The sequence below is a fragment of the Streptomyces sp. SAJ15 genome (assembly GCF_007595705.1).
Lineage (GTDB): Bacteria > Actinomycetota > Actinomycetes > Streptomycetales > Streptomycetaceae > Streptomyces.
In genome coordinates this window covers 395,689-412,379 of the sequence record NZ_NISY01000001.1, presented here as the reverse complement: position 1 = coordinate 412,379, position 16,691 = coordinate 395,689, and the positions used below count along the sequence as shown (strand labels likewise).

16 protein-coding genes and 1 pseudogene are annotated in these 16,691 nt (G+C 72.6%); 9 read left to right on the top strand and 8 right to left on the bottom strand.

Annotated features, from left to right (window positions below; genetic code table 11):
* The first annotated feature begins 154 nt into the window (after positions 1-154).
* The 3 genes from CD790_RS01825 (at position 155) to mscL (ending at position 2,703) form a co-directional block, all read left to right on the top strand.
* Entirely contained in the window at positions 155-1,003 is an 849-nt protein-coding gene (locus tag CD790_RS01825) for an S-methyl-5'-thioadenosine phosphorylase (RefSeq protein ID WP_144381177.1), read from the top strand.
* Between the two features lie 608 nt (positions 1,004-1,611).
* Positions 1,612-2,028: a hypothetical protein gene (locus CD790_RS36550; RefSeq protein ID WP_313956448.1), complete on the top strand. Its 417-nt coding sequence runs from the start codon at positions 1,612-1,614 to the stop codon at positions 2,026-2,028.
* Positions 2,029-2,175: 147 nt separating this feature from the next.
* Complete coding sequence (gene mscL / locus CD790_RS01815) at positions 2,176-2,703, top strand: large conductance mechanosensitive channel protein MscL (protein ID WP_144381175.1); 528 nt, start codon at positions 2,176-2,178, stop codon at positions 2,701-2,703.
* Between the two features lie 13 nt (positions 2,704-2,716).
* On the opposite strand, the gene CD790_RS01810 is transcribed toward mscL, so the two are convergent.
* Complete coding sequence (locus CD790_RS01810; RefSeq protein ID WP_144381174.1) at positions 2,717-2,899, bottom strand: hypothetical protein; 183 nt, start codon at positions 2,897-2,899, stop codon at positions 2,717-2,719.
* Positions 2,900-3,016: 117 nt separating this feature from the next.
* On the bottom strand, positions 3,017-3,532 hold the full coding sequence (locus CD790_RS01805; RefSeq protein WP_260867273.1) for an AMP-binding protein: 516 nt from the start codon (positions 3,530-3,532) through the stop codon (positions 3,017-3,019).
* Between the two features lie 168 nt (positions 3,533-3,700).
* Here CD790_RS01805 and CD790_RS01800 point away from each other — a divergent pair, with 168 nt between their 5' ends.
* The 3 genes from CD790_RS01800 to CD790_RS01790 all read left to right on the top strand — a co-directional run bounded on the left by CD790_RS01800 (position 3,701) and on the right by CD790_RS01790 (position 6,921).
* Complete coding sequence (locus CD790_RS01800; protein ID WP_144381172.1) at positions 3,701-4,975, top strand: low temperature requirement protein A; 1,275 nt, start codon at positions 3,701-3,703, stop codon at positions 4,973-4,975.
* Between the two features lie 127 nt (positions 4,976-5,102).
* On the top strand, positions 5,103-6,299 hold the full coding sequence (locus tag CD790_RS01795) for a P1 family peptidase (protein ID WP_144381848.1): 1,197 nt from the start codon (positions 5,103-5,105) through the stop codon (positions 6,297-6,299).
* A 115-nt stretch (positions 6,300-6,414) separates the two neighbouring features.
* Positions 6,415-6,921, top strand: coding sequence for an EF-hand domain-containing protein (locus CD790_RS01790; protein WP_186318830.1), 507 nt, complete (start codon positions 6,415-6,417; stop codon positions 6,919-6,921).
* A gap of 55 nt (positions 6,922-6,976) precedes the next feature.
* Here the strand turns inward: CD790_RS01790 and CD790_RS01785 are convergent, their stop codons facing one another.
* On the bottom strand, positions 6,977-7,375 hold the full coding sequence (locus CD790_RS01785) for a RidA family protein (protein ID WP_144381171.1): 399 nt from the start codon (positions 7,373-7,375) through the stop codon (positions 6,977-6,979).
* Between the two features lie 319 nt (positions 7,376-7,694).
* Positions 7,695-8,699, bottom strand: a complete 1,005-nt coding sequence (locus CD790_RS01780; RefSeq protein ID WP_144381170.1) for an RNA polymerase sigma factor RpoD/SigA — start codon at positions 8,697-8,699, stop codon at positions 7,695-7,697.
* A gap of 461 nt (positions 8,700-9,160) precedes the next feature.
* Between CD790_RS01780 and CD790_RS01775 the strand changes: the two genes are divergently transcribed.
* Positions 9,161-9,637, top strand: coding sequence for a hypothetical protein (locus CD790_RS01775; RefSeq protein WP_144381169.1), 477 nt, complete (start codon positions 9,161-9,163; stop codon positions 9,635-9,637).
* Between the two features lie 176 nt (positions 9,638-9,813).
* On the opposite strand, the gene CD790_RS01770 is transcribed toward CD790_RS01775, so the two are convergent.
* Complete coding sequence (locus CD790_RS01770) at positions 9,814-10,635, bottom strand: dioxygenase (RefSeq protein ID WP_144381168.1); 822 nt, start codon at positions 10,633-10,635, stop codon at positions 9,814-9,816.
* Positions 10,636-10,737: 102 nt separating this feature from the next.
* Here CD790_RS01770 and CD790_RS01765 point away from each other — a divergent pair, with 102 nt between their 5' ends.
* Entirely contained in the window at positions 10,738-11,238 is a 501-nt protein-coding gene (locus CD790_RS01765; RefSeq protein ID WP_144381167.1) for a MarR family winged helix-turn-helix transcriptional regulator, read from the top strand.
* Between the two features lie 162 nt (positions 11,239-11,400).
* Here the strand turns inward: CD790_RS01765 and CD790_RS01760 are convergent, their stop codons facing one another.
* Together CD790_RS01760 and CD790_RS01755 are read right to left on the bottom strand one after the other, a co-directional pair.
* Positions 11,401-12,933 carry an MFS transporter gene (locus CD790_RS01760; protein ID WP_144381166.1) on the bottom strand — a complete coding sequence of 511 codons (1,533 nt, stop codon included), beginning with the start codon at positions 12,931-12,933 and terminating at the stop codon, positions 11,401-11,403.
* 140 nt (positions 12,934-13,073) lie between these two features.
* Positions 13,074-13,760 carry a TetR/AcrR family transcriptional regulator gene (locus CD790_RS01755; protein WP_144381165.1) on the bottom strand — a complete coding sequence of 229 codons (687 nt, stop codon included), beginning with the start codon at positions 13,758-13,760 and terminating at the stop codon, positions 13,074-13,076.
* A 388-nt stretch (positions 13,761-14,148) separates the two neighbouring features.
* Between CD790_RS01755 and CD790_RS01750 the strand changes: the two genes are divergently transcribed.
* Entirely contained in the window at positions 14,149-15,633 is a 1,485-nt protein-coding gene (locus tag CD790_RS01750) for a M6 family metalloprotease domain-containing protein (RefSeq protein WP_144381164.1), read from the top strand.
* Positions 15,634-15,966: 333 nt separating this feature from the next.
* Here CD790_RS01750 and CD790_RS01740 read toward each other — a convergent pair.
* A pseudogene (locus CD790_RS01740) lies at positions 15,967-16,524 on the bottom strand (TetR family transcriptional regulator); the annotation flags it as partial.
* Between the last annotated feature and the right edge of the window lie 167 nt (positions 16,525-16,691).

Below are 16,691 nucleotides of genomic sequence, written 5' to 3'. Positions count from 1 at the left end.
GTCGTCTCCCCGCGAGACGACGGGGGCCGACGTGCGTGTGCGTGCGGGTATCCGCGGGCGCCAGGGAGCACGTAGGCGGCCAGGCCGCGTTCGGCGCGTGCGTGCGCGTACGCGCGGGCGCCGGCGGCCGCACCCGCGCGGCTAGGGTGTGCGCATGGTCGAGACGAGCAACGCGCGGGCTGAGATAGGGGTCATCGGCGGGTCGGGGTTCTACTCCTTCCTCGATGACGTGACCGAGATCACGGTGGACACTCCGTACGGGCCGCCGAGCGATTCGCTGTTCCTCGGCGAGATCGCGGGCCGGCGGGTCGCCTTCCTCCCCCGCCACGGGCGCAAGCACCACCTGCCGCCGCACCGGATCAACTACCGCGCCAACCTGTGGGCGCTGCGCTCGCTCGGCGTACGGCAGGTGCTCGGCCCCTGCGCCGTCGGCGGACTGCGGCCCGAGTACGGCCCGGGCACGCTGCTCGTTCCGGATCAGCTGGTGGACCGCACGAAGAGCCGCGCACAGAGCTTCTTCGACGGGGAGCCGCTGCCGGACGGTCGGGTTCCGAACGTGGTGCACATGACCTTCGCCGACCCGTACTGCCCGGCCGGACGGAAGGCCGCGCTCGCGGCGGCGCGGGGGCGCGACTGGGAGCCGGTGGACGGCGGCACGATGGTCGTGGTCGAGGGCCCGCGCTTCTCCACCCGCGCGGAGTCGCGCTGGCACGCGGCACAGGGCTGGTCGGTGGTCGGGATGACCGGGCACCCCGAGGCGGTGCTCGCCCGTGAACTCGAGCTCTGCTACACCTCGCTGTCGCTGGTCACGGACCTGGACGCGGGCACCGAGACCGGCGAGGGCGTCTCGCACGGCGAGGTGATGCACGTCTTCGCCCAGAACCTGGAGCGGCTGCGCGAGGTCCTCTTCGACACCGTGCGCGAGCTCCCGGACTCCCGAGGCCGGGACTGCCTGTGCAGCCGCGCGCACGACGGCTGGGACCTGGGGATCGACATCCCGTAGCCCGCGCACGGGGAAGGCACGGGCACGGTACCGGGACGGGGGTAGGGGGCCACGAGGCGAGCGGACCCACAGGGAGCCCGCTGTCCCGCCGAGCGAGCTGAACACGGGGTGGCTCACCCATGCGGATGACCGAGTTGTCCACAGGCGCTCGGTCGTCCACAGGCCGGAGCGGGATCGGTCGGGGACGGGCATCGTGAGGGGACCGAACTCCCTCGCGACAGGCGGTGTCTGCCATGTCCGTCCGGCCCTCCTCCCCTTCCGCCCTCTCGGCCTCCTCCGCCCTCTCAGCCTCCTCCGCCCTCTCGGCGCACCCGGCCTACCCGGCTTCCTCCGCCTCCGCTCTCTCCACGTCCCCCACGTCCTTGAGGTCCTCAGCGTCCTCGGCGTCCTCAACGCTCTTCCCCCGCTCCGCCCCGCCCGTCCGCGAGGTGCCGGAGTTCGGCCCGGTGCGCGTCCGGCGCCGCGGCTGGGCACCTCACCGGCACCGAACGCGGCGGGGCGTGCGACGACGACAGCGGCCGGTGGCGGCGGGTCTGGCGATGACGGCCGCGGCACTCGCGGTCGCCGCCTCGCACGGTGCGGCGCGAAGCGACCCGGCGGACCGCCGTGTGACGTCACACGCCGCCGCGGCGCGGGAGTCGGGAGAAGGACCGGCTCGGCACCGCGCCGACCTGGTGTCGGCACCGGTGCGGATCGCGGACGCGGGGGCGGCGCGGCTGCTGCGCCCGGGCGACCGGGTGGACGTGCTGGCGGCGGCCGGTTCGGCGGAACCCCGTGTGGTCGCGCGTGGCGCGCGGGTGGCCCAGGTGCCCGGGGCGCGGGCCGACGCGGCGGATCGCGCGGCGGACGACGCGGCGGCCTCCGGCGGCCTCGCCGACGGCGATCTCACCGATGGCGGTCTCGCGGGTGAGGTGGGGAGCGGCGTCGGCGAGGGTGCGCTGGTGGTGCTCGCGGTGCCGCGCGCGACCGCCGCTACGCTGGCCGGCGCGTCCGTCACCGCACGGCTGGCGGTGACGCTGTGCTGACCCTTCTCCGTCGGCTGCTCGCTGTTCTCCGGGGTGGGGTGGGCATGTGGAGCGCCAGGTCCTACGCTGCCGTGCAGTGCGGAAGGCCCCGTTCCAGACTTCCTCGCAATCACCTGGAGCGGCGCGAGAACAGAACGAGGGGGCGGGGTGCCCGAGGAGAAGAAGAGCGTGCTGGAAGGCTTCAAGGCCTTCCTGATGCGCGGGAACGTGATCGACCTGGCCGTGGCGGTCGTGATCGGCGCCGCGTTCACCGCGGTCGTCAACAGCCTGGTGAAGGGCGTGATCAACCCGATCGTCGGCGCCTTCGGCACCAAGGACCTGGACAGGTACCGCTCGTGCCTCAAGGGCCCCTGCGAGACGAACGCGGCGGGCGACGTGATCCGCGGCATCCCCATCCTGTGGGGTTCGGTGCTGAGCGCGGTGCTCACGTTCCTGATCACCGCGGCGGTCGTCTACTTCCTGATGGTGCTGCCCATGGCGCGCTATCTGGCGCGCAAGGCCGCCAAGGAGCGACGGGAGGACGAGGCGCACGCGGAAGTGGAGGCCACCGAGATCGAGCTGCTGCGGGAGATCCGCGACGCGCTGGTGGCCCAGCGGAACGACGCCGTCGAGCTGGCGGCCCAGCGGAACGGCGCCGGCGAGACTCCGCGCGTGTCCGAGTCGGAGCGCCGGTAGGGGCGCCCGAGCCCTACAGGTGGTGGGGCGGCTTCTCGTCGAGGAAGCGCGCGAGATCGGCGGCGCTGTCGGCGCCGCCGGGAGCCCGCTCACCCCACCCGTGGTCCGTATCGTCCGAGGACTGCTGGGCGAGAGGATCGTCGAAGATCAACGCTGCGGCCGGATCGCGCGGTCCAGGGGCGGGGGCGGTACTCATACGTCCAGAGTACGACCGCCCGCCCGGGCCGCCCGCATCGCAGCCCGCGCCCACCGGTCCACCCACCGGTCGACCCATCGGTCCACCCGCCGGTCAGCCTGCCGGCCCGCCCTCCGGTCAGCCCAGGGCCTCGTGCCACCACAGGTCGCGACCCGGTGTCCACGACACGGGGCGCGGGGCGCGGTGGACGACCAGGACATTGCGCACATCGGGGCAACCGCCACCGGCCAGCGCGCGGTCGACGACGGGCTTCAGCGGCTGCACCTCGCCGCCGCGCTGCTCGGCGTCGGCCGTGATCAGCACCGCCGCTCCCAACTCGCGGACGCGCTCGCGGAGTTGCTGGGCGGGGACGCCGACCGGGATGCTGGAGCGCACGGCGTCGAGCCGGCCGCAGGCAAGGGTGACGATCACGGACTCGGGGACCAGGGGCAGGTGCACCGCCACCCGGTCCCCCGCCCGGACCCCGAGCCGTTCCAGGGCCGCCGCCGCCCGAGCCGCCTGGTCCAACAGCTCGGCGTGCGTCAGCTCCTCGGCGCCGCCCGGGTCGCTGATCCAGCGGAGCGCGACCCTGGCGGCCTGCCGGGCGGCGGCGGCCAGGGCTGGCTGCTCTTCCGTCCGAGCGAAACGGGACACGGCGTTCTTCCTTCGGGCGGGGGCTATCGGCATGCCGCAGAGCCTTCCGGTCGACGATCAACGTCTGCTCAACGTCCGATATACGTCGCGCCGGATCGCAAGGTATTGGATCATCTTTCGTGTAGCAGACATATCACCGCACTCCGCACGTCGGCAGGGGCATCCGATATGAGCGACGACGACACCGGCAGCGAGCCCCGCGGGCCCGGTGGCCCGGCGGGTGAGCCACCGCCGATCAGCGCCTCCGGCGCTGGTGGGGAGCGGCAGGGCTTCGGCCGCGGCGGCCCCGCCGCGCCGTTGCGCCGGATGACCGCGCGCCGTCGGGACGAGAGCCATCGTGCGGCCACTCCGCTGGAGCTCTTCTTCGACCTGTGTTTCGTGGTGGGCGTCGCGCAGGCGGGTGCCCAACTGGTGCACGCGGTGGCCGAGGGGCATGTCAGCGCCGGCGTCCAGGGCTATCTGATGGTCTTCTTCGCCGTGTGGTGGGCCTGGATGAACTTCACCTGGTTCGCCTCGGCGTACGACATCGACGATGTGCCGTACCGGGTGGTCACACTCATCCAGATCGCGGGTGTGCTCATCCTCTCCGCCGGGGTGCCGCGTGCCTTCAACGACAACGACTTCACGGTCGTCTGGTTCGGCTATCTGGTGATGCGGCTGGCGATGGTCTCGCAGTGGCTACGGGCGGCGCGGTCGACCACGGGGGGCGAGCGGACCACGGCGCTGCGCTACGCGGAGGGGGTGACGCTGTGCCAGGTCGGCTGGCTGGGGCTGCTGTTCCTGCCCGACGCGTCCAAGAAGTGGCTCTTCCTCGCGATGGCGATAGTCGAGCTGAGCGTGCCGCTGTTCGCGGAGCGCGTGCGGCAGACGACCTGGCATCCGCACCACATCGCCGAGCGGTACGGCCTGTTCACCATCATCGTGCTGGGCGAGACCATCTTCGCGGCGACCGTCGCGGTGCAGTCGGCGCTGGACGAGACCGACGAACTGGGCCTGCTGTGGCCGATCACCCTGGGCGGGCTGCTGATCGTCTTCTCCGCCTGGTGGATCTACTTCGCGGTGCCCATCCATGAGCATCTGGCCTCCAATCGGGAGGCGTTCCTGTGGGGGTACGGCCACTATCTGGTCTTCGGCTCGGCGGCGGCCATCGGCGCGGGCATCGAGGTGGCGGTGGAGCAGGCCGTCGACAAGGCGCACATCTCGACGCTCGCCGCCTCGGCGGCCGTCACAGTGCCCACCGCCCTGTATCTGACGACGGTGTGGCTGCTGCACTCCCGGCACTACAAACGGGGCGTCGGGCAGGCGATCCTGCCTCTCACGGCGGTGCTGGTGCTCGCGTGCACCTGGGCGGGGACGCTGGCCGTGCTGGCGGCCGGGCTGGTCTGCGGGGCGTGTGTGGCCGCCGGCGTCACCATCTCCACCCGGCAGCAGCCCGCGCACTGACCGGTCCACGCGCGGCCCCCTCCTCGCGAATCAGGGGGCGGCCCGCGGGCGGGGCCAGGGGATGGCCTGCGGGCGGGGCCAGGGGATGGTGCGCGGGGCACGGGGTACGGATGGGGGCATGGCTGACATGGCTGAAGCTGAGAGCGCCGCCCAGAGCGCGGGTTCCGCCCGCCCGGGGCCGGTCGACGCGCTGACCGATGTGGCCGGTCTGCGCGTGGGTCACGCGCAGCGCACCGGCGACGGCTGGCTGACCGGCACCACGGTGGTGCTCGCCCCCGAGGGCGGCGCGGTGGCCGCGGTGGACGTGCGCGGCGGCGGGCCGGGCACCCGCGAGACCGACGCCCTGGACCCGCGGAACCTCGTGCAGCACATCGACGCCGTCGTGCTGACCGGCGGCAGCGCCTTCGGCCTCGACGCCGCCTCCGGTGTCGCCCGGTGGCTGGAGGAGCGGGGCCGCGGCTTCCGGGTGGGTCCCGACCCGGCGCAGGTGGTGCCCGTCGTCCCCGCGGCGGCGCTGTTCGACCTGGGCCGGGGAGGCGACTGGCGGGCCCGGCCGGACGCGGCCCTCGGGCACGCGGCGGCCGAGGCGGCGGCGCGTACCGGGCCGGGCGCCCCGGTGGCGCAGGGCAACACGGGGGCGGGCACCGGCGCGGTCGCCGGGGACCTGAAGGGCGGCACCGGCTCGGCCAGCGTGGTGCTGCCGTCCGGGGTGACGGTCGCCGCGCTGGCGGTGGTCAACGCGGTGGGCTCGGTGTTCGACCCGCGGACGGGGGTGCTGTACGGCCTGGTGCCGGAGGTGGTGGCCGCCCGGGCGGACGCGGCGCGGGGTGAGCGGGCCACGGCGGTGGACGGCTACGCGTCGTATGTGCCCTCGCCCGAGGCGCACGCCGACGCGGTGCGGCGGCTGGCGGCGACGCGGGCCGAGTCGCTGCGGCGGTTCATCGCGTCGGCGCACCCGCCGTTGAACACGACGCTCGCCGTGGTCGCCACCGACGCCGAGCTGACCCGTGCTCAGGCGCACAAGCTGGCCGGCACGGCCCACGACGGGCTGGCGCGCGCCGTACGGCCGGTCCACATGCTGTCCGACGGGGACACGGTGTTCGCGCTGGCGACGGGGGGCCGGCCGCTGCTGCCGGCGTCGGGGCGGGCGGGCGACCCGGCGTTCGCGGTGCACCGGGAGGCGGGGGCGCTGAACGAGGTGCTGGCGGCGGGGGCGGATGTGCTGGCCCGGGCCGTGGTCAAGGCGTTGTTGGCCGCGGAGGGCGTGGACGGTCCGGGCGGGGTCTTCCCCGCCTACCGCGAGCTCTACGGCCCGCCCCAGTGAACGCGCCGGGCCGTCGCCCGGTTGCCGGCACCCGGGGTCGGCCAGCCGTCGCATGCTTCTTCGTCCGCTCGTGCGCCTCCTGGCGCGCCCCCTGAGCCGCTGGGACCATGCCGACATGACCGATCCCGGCACCTCGGCGGATGCCACGCTGGCCGAGCAGTTCCGGCGCATGGACGCCGACCGCGACGGGCTGATCGGTTACGCCGACTATCTGCGGCTGCCACAGCAGGTCCTGGACGCCGCCGGCGTCAGCGGCGACTCCCTCAAGGGCGAGGCGCTGCTGGACGCCATCGAGCAGCAGTGGAACCGGCTGCTGCGCCTGGCCGACCGGGACGGGGACGGCGCCATCTCCCTCGACGAGTACATGGCCGCCCGCAACGACCCCCGCTTCCGCTCCGCCGACCGCCCCGGCAAGGGCGCCACCCTGCGCGCCCTGTTCGAGATCGCCGACGCCGACGGCGACGGGGCGCTCAGCATGGCGGAGTTCGTCGAGGTGGCCTGCTTCATGGCCCTGCCGAAGCAGGAGGCGGAGAAGGTGTTCATGACGCTGGACACCGACGGGGACGGCCGCGTCGGCTTCGAGGAGTTCGCCCGGGCCGTCAAGGTGCTCCACGGATCCTGAGACGCCCCCTCCCGCCCGGACCACAGAAAAGAGGGCCCCGCCCTGCGCCCGCCCGTCACGGACGCACGGCCACCGCGTCGACCTCGAAGAGCATCCCGGGGAGGGCGAGCGAGGCGACGCCGATCAGCGTCTGCGCCGGCGGGCGGTCGCCCCAGATCTTGCGGATGGGACCCACGAGGGCCTCAAGCTTGTCGGTGTCGTGGTCGACGATGTAGGTGCCCAGCCGCACCACATGACTGAAGTCCAGCCCGACCGCCTCCAGCGCGGTGCCCAGGTGCGTGAAGGCGGTCTCCACCTGCGTGGCGAAGTCCTCGGCGACGACGCCGCCCTGCGCGTCGGAGCCGTACTGGCCGGCGATGTGCACGACCTCGCTCGGGCGGGCGGCGACCACATGGCTGTAGCCGAAGGGGACCGGGTCGTGCAGGGCGGCGGGGTTGGTGATGGTGAGCGACATCGTTCTGCTCCTCCAGGTCATGCGGCGGCCCGCCCCACTCGGCGTGGCGCCGCGGCTCGATATCTAGATACTAGACATCCAGAATGAACCTGGATAGTAGATATCTAGATTCCTGGGACAACGAAGGGCCCGACAGATGAGCGGGGCGGGAGAGAGACGAGAGAGCCCCGGCGCTGGGGGGGAGTTGCGCCGAGGCTCTCGCTCTGGGTGGGTCGCCCCGCCTGGCCGACCCGGATCACTACGGCCGCGCCGCTCGCGGACCGCGCGTTCGGGTCGGACGGCGTGCCCGACGGGACCCGCGGCACAGGGCGGCCGCGGCTCAGGCGGCCGCGTCGAACCCCGTGGCGTGGGCCATCTTCTTCAGCTCCAGCAGCGCGTGCTTCTCGATCTGACGGATCCGCTCCCGGGTGAGGCCGTGCTCCTTGCCGACCTCGGTGAGCGTGCGCTCGCGGCCGTCGTTGATGCCGTACCGCGCCTTGATGATCGAGGCGGTGCGGTCGTCGAGCCGGCCGATGAGGCCCTCCAGCTCCTCGCTGCGCAACAGCGTCATCACCGACTGCTCGGGCGAGACCGCCGAGGTGTCCTCCAGCAGGTCGCCGAACTGCGTCTCGCCCTCGTCGTCCACCGACATGTTCAGACTGACCGGGTCACGGGCCCAGTCGAGCACGTCCGAGACCCGCTCGGTGCTGGAGCCGAGCTCGGCGGCGATCTCCGCGTGGTCCGGCTCACGGCCGTGCTCGCGGTTGAACTCCCGCTGCACACGGCGGATCCGGCCGAGCTCCTCGACCAGGTGCACGGGGAGCCGGATGGTGCGCGACTGGTCCGCGATGGACCGGGTGATCGCCTGGCGGATCCACCAGGTGGCGTACGTCGAGAACTTGAAGCCCTTCGCGTAGTCGAACTTCTCAACCGCGCGAACCAGTCCGGCGTTTCCCTCCTGGATCAGGTCCAGCAGGGGGAGACCGCTGCGCGGATAGCGGCGGGCGACCGCCACCACCAGGCGCAGGTTGGAACGGATGAAGACGTCCTTGGCGCGGTCGCCTTCGGCGGCTATCGCCTCCAGCTCCTCGCGGCTCGCGCCGGCAGCGTTGCCATCGGTTATCTCGCCGTCCAGGATCTGCTGGGCGTAGACACCCACCTCGATGATCTGGGACAGCTCGACCTCCTTCGCCGCGTCGAGCAGCGGGGTGCGGGCGATCTCATCGAGATACATACCGACCAGGTCGCGGTCGGCGATCTCCCCGCCTGCGGCGCGAACACTGCTGGCCGCCCCGTCAGCGCCGCTGTTGGTGGCCTGACGACGGGCGACGGCACGGGTTGCCATGCGGGTTGCTCCCTTGCGGTGAGTCGGTCGCGGGACACTGGACGAAGCACCTTCCGGGCCCCTGACGGACCTCTTCCTGTGCCCCGTCCACTGGAATCAACGAGTGGAATCCGGACAGAATTCCCCTCGGTGCCCACGTTTTTGCGATCATGCAGTACCCTGTCCGGCCACACCGGGCGGCAGCGCGCCAGCGGAGTACGCGGAAGCGCAGGTCAGGACGGGTGTCAAGGTGCCGCCGCGACCCCTTCCGAAGATCGATTTCGCGCCGTCCCCACCGTGCTCTCCCGACCGTGAAGACGGCGCGCACCGGCTTCTGGTTGCTCCACGCCGCACGGCGCGACGCCGCCGCGCCCAGCCGACTTGCCGTGAGTGAGTGCCGGGTGTGCCCTGGATGTCTGGGAGGGGAATTCCGCGAGGGGAGCCGGAGAACCCGACTGAGCCGGGAGAGCGAGGAGCCAGCCATGACCGCACCCACCGCGACCCCGTCGCGACCACGGCACCACCGCCCCCACGCCCATATCCCGCACCTTCGGGTCAGAACCTCCTGGATTGCGCCCCTGACGATCGCCCTCTTCTTCGGCGCGTGGGTGGGCTACCTGGCGCACGAGGGCGCGAACACCACCGGCCCCGGGACCGCGATCCTCGCCCCCGTGATCCACGGCCTGATCGCCGCCGCCGTGATGGGCGGCATCTGCTACGCGATCGGTCGGTACCAGGGCGGGGTCCAGGACGAGACGGCCGCGATCTGGTACGGCTCGGTCCTCGGCTGCGCCATCGGCTACCTGTTCGCGATCAGCGGGGCCACCGTCTACAAGTCCGCGATGATGGGGCTCGGACTCGGAGCGATCATGGGTGTCAGCGCCTTCTACCTCTTCCACACGCGACGGGACACGCCCCTGCCGGGCCAGGGGCGGCGCGCCACCTCGCGGCACGGCTGACCCTCCCCCACGGCACGGCCGCCACGCAGACCCCGGAGCCACACGAGCACGGCCGCCACACCCGGGGCGCGAGGGCCTCCGCCGCCGTCACGCCCCCCTGGCGGCCTACGACGACGGCGAGGCCCGGCCCCGCCACCCGGCGACCGGGCCTCGCCTCGGGGACCGACCGCCCCGGCTCAGCCGAACTGGACCGACCGCTTGGCCAGCCCCATCCAGAAGCCGTCGATCACCGACCGCTGGCCGGACAGGTCGCCGGCCGCGTCCGCGGCGCCCATGGCGACGAACAGCGGGGCGAAGTGCTCGGTCCGCGGGTGCGCCAGCCGGCCCGCCGGAGCGCGGCGTTCGAAGTCGAGGAGGGCGTCGACGTCCTGCTCGCCCAGGGCCCGGCGGCCCCAGTCGTCGAACTCGGCCGACCAGCCCGGCACCGCTCCCCCGGCCGACTGCCGCAGCGCGGCCAGGTTGTGCGTGAAGAATCCGCTGCCGACGATCAGCACACCCTCGTCCCGGAGCGGGGCCAGCTTGCGGCCGATGGCCAGCAGCCGCTGGGGGTCGAGGGTGGGCAGGGAGAGCTGGAGCACGGGGATCTCGGCGGCCGGGAACATCTCGACCAGCGGAACGTACGCGCCGTGGTCCAGGCCCCGGCCGGGGATGTCCTGCACCGGCGTCCCGGCGGCGCGCAGCGTCTTGCGCACACGCTCGGCGAGCCGCGGCGCGCCGGGCGCGGCATAGCGCACCCGGTAGTAGTGCTCGGGGAAGCCCCAGAAGTCGTGGACGAGCGGCACCGTCGTGGTGGCGCCGAGCGCCAGCGGCGCCTCCTCCCAGTGCGCGGAGATCATCAGGATCGCCGCGGGGCGGGGCAGTCCGGCGGCCCAGGCGGCGAGTTCGCCGGGCCATACGGGGTCGTCCGCGAGCGGCGGCGCCCCATGGCTGAGGTAGAGGGCGGGCATCCGGCCGGTCGGCGGCTCCACCGTCGGCTCGGGCACGGAGAGGGACGTCATGGGTACGCCTCCATTTACTTGAACTCTCAAGCTATAAATCCCACTGTAACCTCCAGTTGTTTAATCTTCAAGAATGGGTAGCGGAATGAGATCGTGGGTGCCATGACGACCGAACCATCCGCAGCGGAGCCACGCTGGCTCAGCACCGACGAGCAGCGCACCTGGCAGGCGTACCTGCACGCGACCACGCTCCTGGAAGACCACCTCGACCGTCAGCTGCAACGTGACGCGAGCATGCCGCACATCTACTACGGCCTGCTCGTGCAGCTCTCGGAGGCCCCCCGGCGGCGGCTGCGGATGACGGTGTTGGCCCAGCAATCGAAGATCACCCGGTCGCGGCTCTCCCACGCCATCGCGCGACTGGAGAAGCACGGCTGGGTGCGGCGCGAGGACTGCCCCTCCGACAAGCGCGGTCAGAACGCGGTGCTGACGGACGAGGGGTACGAGGTGCTACGGCGGTCGGCGCCCGGGCATGTCGCCGCCGTCCGCTCGGCGATGTTCGACCGGCTCACCCCGGAGCAGGTGGCGCAGCTCGGCGAGATCTGCGGGATCATCGCCGAGGGCCTCCAGCCGGAGTGCGGGGACCTGCCCTGGCGCCGGTGACGCCGACCTCGGGCCCCGCCCGCCCCACCCCCGACGTCCCGGCCCGCCCCAACGCCACGACCCCGCCTCCGCGGACTGCGGAAGCGGGGCCGTGAAGCCGCACTCAAGCGCTGTGATCAGCGAGGCATGACGCCTCGCCCGGTAGGCCGTGCCACCACCCGATCAGTGCGCCATGACCGGAACCGGAACGTCCTCGACGGCGCCCTCGCCGTCCGCCGAGCCGCCCGCCTGACCGCCCGTGGTGGGCCGTCCGGCGTTGATGAAGGTGATCGCGACCGCCGCGGCCACCAGCAGGATGGCGAAAGCCCACCAGATGGCCACGGAGAAGCCGTGCACCATCGCCTTGAGCTCCAGCAGCTGGGGCGACGTGGCGGTGGCCTTGTGCGAGCTGACGTAGGCCGTGCTGGCGCTGGCGGCGATCGTGTTGAGCAGCGCGGTGCCGATGGCGCCGCCGACCTGCTGCGAGGTGTTGACCATCGCGGAGGCGACACCCGCGTCCTGCGGCTGGACCCCGTACGTGGCCAGGCTCATCGCCGGCATGAAGGCGGTGCCCATGCCCAGACCCAGCAGCAGGAAGGCGGGCAGGATCAGCGCCGGGTAGGAGGTGTCCAGGTCGATCTGAGTCAGCATCAGCATGCCGACGGCGGCGACCAGGAAGCCCGGGCCCATCAGCAGCCGCGGCGCGACCCGGGTCATCAGCCGGGTGCCGATCTGCGTCGAGCCGGTGATCATGCCCGCGATCATCGGGAGGAAGGCCAGACCGGTGGTGACCGGGCTGTAGTCCTTGACGATCTGCAGGTAGTAGGTGAGGAAGAGGAACAGGCCGAACATGCCGATGATGGCGAGGCCCAGCGAGATGTAGACACCCGCGCGGTTGCGCTCGGTGACCACGCGCAGCGGCAGCAGCGGCGCCTTCACCTTGCTCTCCACGACCACGAAGGCGAGCAGCAGCACGGCGGCGGCGATGAACAGACCGATGGTCCAGCCGGCCGTCCAGCCGTCGGACTCGGCGCGGGTGAAGGCGTAGACCAGCGCGACCAGACCGGTGGTGGCCAGGATGACGCCGGGGATGTCGAGCTTGGAGGAGTTGCGGGCCTCGGCCGGCTCATGGATGACGGCGACCGCACCGGCCGCGGCCACCACCGCGAACGGGATGTTGACGAAGAAGGTCCAGCGCCAGTCCATGTACTCGGTCAGCACACCGCCGAGGATCAGACCGACGGCGCCACCACCACCGGCGATGGCACCGAAGATGCCGAACGCCTTGGCGCGCTCCTTGGCTTCGGTGAACATCACGGCGAGCAGCGAGAGCGCTGCCGGGGCCAGCAGCGCGCCGAACACACCCTGCAGCGCGCGGGCGCCGAGCAGCATCCCGGTGTTGACCGCGGCGCCACCGAGCGCCGAGGCGACCGCGAAGCCGATGAGGCCGGTGATGAAGGTGGCCTTACGGCCCCACAGGTCCGCGATCCGGCCGCCGAACAGCAGCAGGCCGCCGAAGGCGAGGGCGTAGGCGGTGATGACCCACTGCTTGTTGCCCTCGGAGATGCCGAGGTCGGCCTGGGCCGAGGGCAGGGCGATGTTCACGATGGTCGCGTCGAGCACGACCATCAGCTGGGCCAGGGCGATGAATATGAGCGCCTTCCAGCGCCGGGGGTCGGGGGTGGGCGTCGCGAGCGACGCGTCTACGGACGGCATGCGTGGGCCTACCTAGCGGTGCGAGGACTAACAAACGGGACGTGTGGGGCACGCGGTGGGCACAACAAGCCGGCGGGGCCTACCACGTGAAGTTCGGTCAGGTATTCGATGCTACGAGGGGGGTCTGACAAGGACGGGCGTCACTGCCTGCGTCGCAGGTCCTCCAAAGTGGCGGCGGAACCGGATAGTTCGGAGCGCGCCGGCGTCATCAGGCCGTCGAGGAACAGCTGGAGATGCCGGTGCACGAATTGATCGAAGTTCACGCAGTCGCCACTGCCGGGCAGCGGGCGCGTGAGCTGGGTCAGCGCGACCATCAGGTCACCGACGCCGATGTCGGTGCGCAGTAGGCCGGCGTCGCGGGCGGCCCCCATGAGCGCCTCGACCCCGGCCTCAAGCCGATCACGGGCCGCCGTCTGCTCGGGGTGGTCCTTGTCGACCCCGTCGGAGAGCAACGGGCAGAGAGCGCCGATCCGTTCGTCCGCCGCCGCGTGCACAAAGCGTCGCAGCGCCTGGAAGGCATCGTGCTCCTCGGTTCGGGCCGCCTCGGCCTGGTCCGCGATGCGGTCCATGACCGAGAGGGTCACATGGTGGATCAGCTCGCGACGGTCCGCGAAGTGCCGATAGATCGTGGCATTGCCGACGCCCGCCCGTCGAGCGATTTCATCGAGCGAGACCTCCGCCCCGTGCTCGACCAGCACTTCGCGGGCCGCCGCGACGATCCGCTCCCGGTTGCGCAGCGCGTCGGCACGCAGTCGCGGGCGCGGCAGCTTCGCCGCGGCGGCGGCGACGGCGGCAGCGGCGACGCACCTGTCGGTCTTGGCAGCCATGCGGCACCCCCCTTTTTCTGATCCCCGTCGCTCGGTCTGTCGCTCCGGCGCTTCCGGTCTTTCTCCCGGACCCCGGTCCGGCGTAGCGGGGAGCGAGTCCCCGTTTCGCTCGGACAGTGGGTTAAACGGGGAGTGGGTCCCCGGATATTTCATGAACACGATGTGACCTGCGGCACACTTGTTCGCCGCCGTCGGTGGCGCGCTCCAGGCGGGCGCCCAGTCACCCCCCGACCCGCCACCGACCCGCCTCCGCGAACACGACCACCGGCCGGCCCGCGCGCCGGACCCACCACACCGCGCGTACCGTCGCAACCCGCCACGCCACCGCCACCCGTTCGGCGGCCCCGCGCGGGCGCCAGATCGCCCGGCGGCGCAGCGTGGTGGGGAGATGACGCCCAAACGCCCCCGGATACCCCCGGGCTTCCGAATACGGCGCAGACGCGCGGGTCCCCACATACGCGCGAGCGGCGACCACGCGACCGGCGACCACCCGACCGGCCACCACCGCCCGCACCGGACCCCGCGTACGCCGTACCAGGGCGGCGCGCCACCCCGTGGCCACACGCCGCCCCGCGGTCACACGCCGCCCCGCGGTCACACGTCGCGCCGGTGCCGCGCGCTCGCGACCGCCGCCGTCCTGCTGCTGGCCGTCGCCGCGCCGGCGGTCGCCCCGCACATCCCCGCCGCCCCGCGGGCGATCCACGCCCCCGCACTGCGCGGCTCCGCCGCCGCGGGGCGGGCGGCCTGCACCCCACCCCGCCCCCATGACGTGGCGATGTCGGAGGGGATGCCCACCGCCCCCGGCTACAGCCGGAGCACCGGCACCGTCCGGGCGCTCACCCTCATGATCGACTTTCCCGACGTGCCGGGCGAGGGCAGCGCGCGGGAGCGCTTCGCCGAGTTCTTCCCGCAGACCGCGCGGTGGTTCGCCCGCGGCTCCTACGGGCGACTCGACTACCGCGCGACGGCCCCGCTGGATCACTGGCTGCGGATGCCCCGGACGTTCCGCTCGTACGGCCTCCGGCGCGGCTCCGGCTTCGAGCCGGGCTACCGCACGCTGGTCCGCGACATCGCCGCGGCCGCCGACCACAAGGTCGACTTCCGCCGGTACGACCTGATCAACGTGCTGCTCACTCCCAACGCCGGGCCGCCGGCCGCGCGCACCGTGCTGTCCGTCACCTTCTCCGGGAACACCGACGCGCCCCGCGCGGACGGCGTCCCGCTGGCGAACGTCTCGTTCGTCTACAGCCGCCAGGACGACGGCAGCGGCTCACTGTCCAGGACCGGATTCCGCGTCCTGCCGCACGAGAACGGCCACAGCTTCGGGCTGCCCGACCTCTACACCGGCGGGGGTGGCGACAGGGTCGGACACTGGGACGTGATGTCCGAGGACTGGGGCGTCGGCAACGACCTGATGGCCTGGCACAAGTGGAAGCTCGGCTGGCTGACCCCGGCCCAGGTGGCGTGCGCCGCGCGTGCCGGCACCTCGACGCACACCCTCAGCCCGCTCGGTCGCCGCGGCGATGGCACCAAGCTGCTCTTCGTGCCCGTCTCGACCGCCGGCGGCTACACCGTCGAGGCCCGCACCAACGAGGGCAACGACGACGGCGTGTGCAAGCCCGGCGTCCTGGTCTCCTGGGTGGACGTCGGCCTGGGTTCCGGAGACGGCCCGATCACGGTGATCGACGCCTCCCCCAAGAGCCGCGGCTGCACCAGGGAACCCAATGTGCACCCCGGTCTGAGCGACGCGACGTTCACGCCCGGCGAGAGCCTGCGCGACGCCACGCACGGCATACGGATCGCCGTCACCACACGCGACGGGCGCGGCGCCTACCGCGTGGAGGTCACCCGCCGACCCCCGGCCGACCGCTGACCCGCCGTCCGACGACTCCGTCACGCGCCGACCCCCGTCTCGGTCATGTCACCCGGTGGGCCAGTGGTGCCGCCCCAGGCTGATCAGGAGGAGCTGCCGCTGGGCGGTACGCGCGATGCGTCGCACCGCCTCGGACTCCATGCCCGCCCCGGCGCCGGACGCGGCACCCGCCGAAGACGCCGCGCCCGTCGCCCCGACCTGGCGCACACCAGGACCCGACGTCACGTCAGTTTCCTTCTCTCCTATAGATACAGACGCCCCGTCAGCCACTCCCGCGACCGCGGGCGGCGTTTCCGCCCCCGCTCCCCCGATGTCCTCACCCGCACCCTCGCCCACGCCCTCTCCCGCGCCCTCCGGCTGCGCCTCCAGGAAGGCCGTCGCCGTCATCACCATGTGGTCGACGTAGAGCTCGGCGAGCATCCGCACGTCCTCCGCGCTCCACCCCTCCGCGGCGAGCTGCGAGGCCAGCGCCTCCGCGACCTCCTCCGCGAACCGGTCGAGCTGGGCGGCGATCGCCTCGCGCACCGGCCGCACCCCGCCGTGGCGTTCGCGGGCGATGAACCGGACATGGGCGGGGTAGCGGCGGACATGCTCGGCGACGGCCCGCACCGAGCCCTCGATCCGCTCCTCGTCCCCGTCCTGCTCGGCGAGGATCGCCCGGATCATGACGTGCAGGCTGCCCAGCGACTCCTCCACCAAGGCCACGCCGAGATCCGCCATGTCGCGGAAGTGCCGGTAGAACGCGGCCGGGGCGATGCCCACCACGCGCGTGACCTCGCGCAGCCCCAGGCTGCTCAGGCTCTGGTCGGCCAGCAGCCGCAGGGCGGCGTCCAACAGCGCCTGTCGGGTCTTCAGTTTCTGGGCCTGCCGGATGCCGAGCGTGTGACTCATGTCATTCAGTAAACAGCCGTTCGCCGACTTTGGCCAGCGTAGGATGGAGATGTCAGTGAACAGTTGTCATCTCAACTGTTCACTGAACCGAAACACGCGCGACACACGGCGCGGAACGCGACGCGCACGCACCCGCGCGCCGAACGCGACGCACAAGGACGCGACGC